At 72.9% G+C, this 3,084-nt stretch carries 4 protein-coding genes; 3 read left to right on the top strand and 1 reads right to left on the bottom strand.

Annotated elements, in window-relative coordinates:
- Window positions 1–468: GHMP family kinase ATP-binding protein (locus G5C51_RS41065; protein WP_476715159.1), on the bottom strand; the 468-nt coding region annotated here is incomplete at its 3' end.
- A 26-nt stretch (window positions 469–494) separates the two neighbouring features.
- Here G5C51_RS41065 and rsmI point away from each other — a divergent pair.
- From rsmI to G5C51_RS41050, 3 genes are all read left to right on the top strand, one after another.
- On the top strand, window positions 495–1,376 hold the full coding sequence (rsmI, locus tag G5C51_RS41060) for a 16S rRNA (cytidine(1402)-2'-O)-methyltransferase (protein WP_165245895.1): 882 nt from the start codon (window positions 495–497) through the stop codon (window positions 1,374–1,376).
- A gap of 140 nt (window positions 1,377–1,516) precedes the next feature.
- Window positions 1,517–1,780 carry a hypothetical protein gene (locus G5C51_RS41055; RefSeq protein ID WP_165245893.1) on the top strand — a complete coding sequence of 88 codons (264 nt, stop codon included), beginning with the start codon at window positions 1,517–1,519 and terminating at the stop codon, window positions 1,778–1,780.
- Between the two features lie 123 nt (window positions 1,781–1,903).
- The gene (locus G5C51_RS41050) at window positions 1,904–2,797 is read left to right on the top strand and encodes a TatD family hydrolase (RefSeq protein ID WP_165245891.1); all 894 of its coding nucleotides are present in this window, start codon (window positions 1,904–1,906) and stop codon (window positions 2,795–2,797) included.
- The last annotated feature ends 287 nt before the right edge of the window (window positions 2,798–3,084 follow it).

Raw genomic sequence — 3,084 nt, 5'->3', positions numbered from 1 at the left:
GAACGGCACATCGCTCCCCAGCTCGGCGCACAGCTCCAGCAGCAGCTCCCGCGCCGCCTGTGTCCCCCACAGCGCGTCGCAGGCCACCAGCGCCGCCGCCGCGTCCGCGCTGCCCCCGGCCATGCCGCCCGCGACCGGGATGTCCTTGGCGATGTGCAGGTGCACGGCGGGCGGGCGCCCGTACCGCGCCGCCAGCAGCTCCGCCGCGCGGGCGGCCAGGTTCGTACGGTCGGCGGGCACCGCCGCCGCGTCCGCCCCGGCCACCGTCACCCGCAGCTCGTCGGCGGCGGTCGCCGTCACCTCGTCGTACAGCCCCACCGCCAGGAAGACGTTCGCCAGCGCGTGGAAGCCGTCCTCCCGCCGCCCTCCGACGGCCAGCTGGACGTTGACCTTCGCGGGCACACGAGCGGTCACGGACGTACGGGACACGGCGGGACTCCTCCACAGGCGGGCGCGGGCAGCCGCCATTCTCCCCCGCGCGAGAGGATGGCCCTGTGAGCACCTCCTCGAACCCCGCCCCCGGCGTCCTGGTCCTGGCCGGCACCCCCATCGGCGACCCCGCCGACGCCCCGCCCCGGCTCGCCGCCGAGCTGCGCGACGCCGACATCATCGCCGCCGAGGACACCCGCCGCCTCAAGCGCCTCACCCAGACGCTGGACGTGCAGCCGCGGGGCCGCACCGTCTCGTATTTCGAGGGCAACGAGGCCGCCCGCACGCCCGAGCTGGTCGAGGCCCTGGCCTCCGGCGCCCGGGTGCTCCTGGTCACCGACGCCGGGATGCCGTCCGTCTCGGACCCCGGCTACCGCCTCGTCGCCGCCGCCGTGGCCGAGGACATCCGCGTCACCGCCGTGCCGGGCCCGTCCGCCGTGCTCACCGCCCTGGCCCTCTCCGGGCTCCCCGTGGACCGCTTCTGCTTCGAGGGCTTCCTCCCCCGCAAGGCCGGCGAGCGCGGCACCCGCCTCAAGGAGGCGGCCGGCGAGCGCCGCACGCTCGTGTACTTCGAGGCCCCGCACCGCCTCGCCGCCACCCTGGAGGCCATGGCCGAGGCCTTCGGCGGCGACCGCCGGGCGGCCGTCTGCCGGGAGCTCACCAAGACGTACGAGGAGATCCGCCGGGCACCACTGCAGGAGCTGGCGGAGTGGGCCGCCGAGGGTGTCCGGGGCGAGATCACGATCGTCGTGGAGGGCGCGGCGGAGCAGAGCGGCGATCTCACCGCCGATGATCTGGTGCGGATGGTTTCCGTACGGGAGGAGGCCGGGGAGCGCCGCAAGGAGGCCATCGCGGCCGTGGCCAAGGAATCCGGCGTACCCAAACGGGACGTCTTCGATGCGGTCGTCGCGGCAAAGAATGCGGCGAAAGCTCCTACTGCCAGGTAAAGGGCTAGCGTCGAAAGGCAAAGCTTTCCCCGCCGGCGGGGGGCTTTTCCTATCCAGCGCCCAAATCTGGGCCAAAGCCGCGTAGCAGGTGCTGCGCGGTCCCCTGATCGGGTGTCCACTGGTAGGGGAAGGAGCTGCCCATGAGTGACGTCCCCGTGACGGAAGCCTATTCGTTCGCCTGCATGAAATGCGGCCACGGCTGGGAGCAGTCCTACGAGATCTGGCACCACACCGATGCCCAAGGCCGGCCGTTCGTTACGTACCACGTCGGAGGCGAGCGCGTGCCGTCGCCGCTGACCAGGCCGACCTGCCTGAACTGCGGGGAGCACGTCGTTCGCATCATGCGCTCCGGCCAGGTCAGGACGGCGGTCACCGCCCTGGAAGAGAGCCGCTGGCGGCACTGACCAAGGGCCTGTCTTTCGGATCTCGCCGGGTCCCGTGCCCAAAGTGAGGCGCACGCCCGCCCGCACCTGGCACTACTCCGTGCCAGCCGACAAGATCCGAAAGACAGGCCCTAGAGTCGCGACATGGCCCAGGACAAGACCAAGGGCGGCGCGGACGCCAAGTCCGCGCCGCCCGCCCCTGAACCCCTTTCCGTACCGGTGGCGGACTCGCACACCCACCTGGATATGCAGGAGGGCACGGTCTCCGATGCCCTCGCCAAGGCGGCGGGGGTGGGGGTCACGACCGTGATCCAGGTCGGCTGCGACCTGAAGGGCTCGCGCTGGGCGGCGGAGACGGCGGCGGCGTACGAGCCGGTGTGGGCGGCGGTGGCACTGCACCCCAACGAGGCCCCGCGCATCGTCCACGGCGACCCCGACGGGTGGTCCCGGCAGGGCGCCCGGCCCGGCGGCGGGGACGCGGCCCTGGACGCCGCCCTGGAGGAGATCGACGCCCTCGCGGCGCTCGACGAGGTCCGGGCGGTGGGCGAGACAGGGCTCGACTACTTCCGCACCGGCCCCGAGGGCATGGCGGCCCAGGAGCGCTCCTTCCGCCGCCACATCGACATCGCCAAGCGCCGCGGCAAGGCGCTGGTCATCCACGACCGCGACGCCCACGACGATGTGCTACGCGTCCTGGAGGACGAGGGCGCGCCGGACCGGGTGATCTTCCACTGCTACTCCGGCGACGCGGAGATGGCCCAACACTGCGCGGACAAGGGCTACTTCATGTCCTTCGCCGGGAACGTCACCTTCAAGAACGCCCAGCCGCTGCGCGACGCGCTGGCGGTGGCGCCGCTCGATCTGCTCCTCGTCGAGACGGACGCGCCCTTCCTGACGCCGGTGCCGTACCGCGGACGGCCTAACGCTCCGTATCTCATTCCGGTTACATTGCGGGCGATGGCCGCGGAGCGCGGGGTGACGGAAGAAGTGCTGGCCGGAGCGGTCGCGGCGAACACCGCCCGGGCCTTTGGCTATTGACGGAACGGGGTCCGTACGGGCTTCGCGGATACGCTGAGTGACGATGCCGCTTGGGCGGGGGTTGCGGCGGCGCTACAGTCCGCGACCCCGGTCCGGGCTCCGGCCCGCCCGGGGTGTCCTGCCCCCGTCCGACTGGAGCGCCGTGAGCCGTTCCCAAGAACGTGGCCGCCACCGCGCCGCCCGCAATGCCCGGCTCTGGCCGGGCGGACGCCGCGATCCCGAAGCCCCACCGACTGCGGCGACCCCGCCCGCCACCGAGGGCCAGGACCCGGCCCCATCAGTCACGT

This window comes from Streptomyces coryli (assembly GCF_011044975.1).
Taxonomy (GTDB): domain Bacteria; phylum Actinomycetota; class Actinomycetes; order Streptomycetales; family Streptomycetaceae; genus Streptomyces; species Streptomyces coryli.
This window is presented reverse-complemented; position numbering and strand designations above follow the sequence as displayed.

Bases quoted from the DNA above. Each gene is read 5' to 3' on its own strand.
- G5C51_RS41055 (WP_165245893.1), top strand. From the start codon at position 1,517: ATGAGTGACGTCCCCGTGACGGAAGCCTATTCGTTCGCCTGCATGAAA.
- G5C51_RS41050 (WP_165245891.1), top strand. From the start codon at position 1,904: ATGGCCCAGGACAAGACCAAGGGCGGCGCGGACGCCAAGTCCGCGCCG.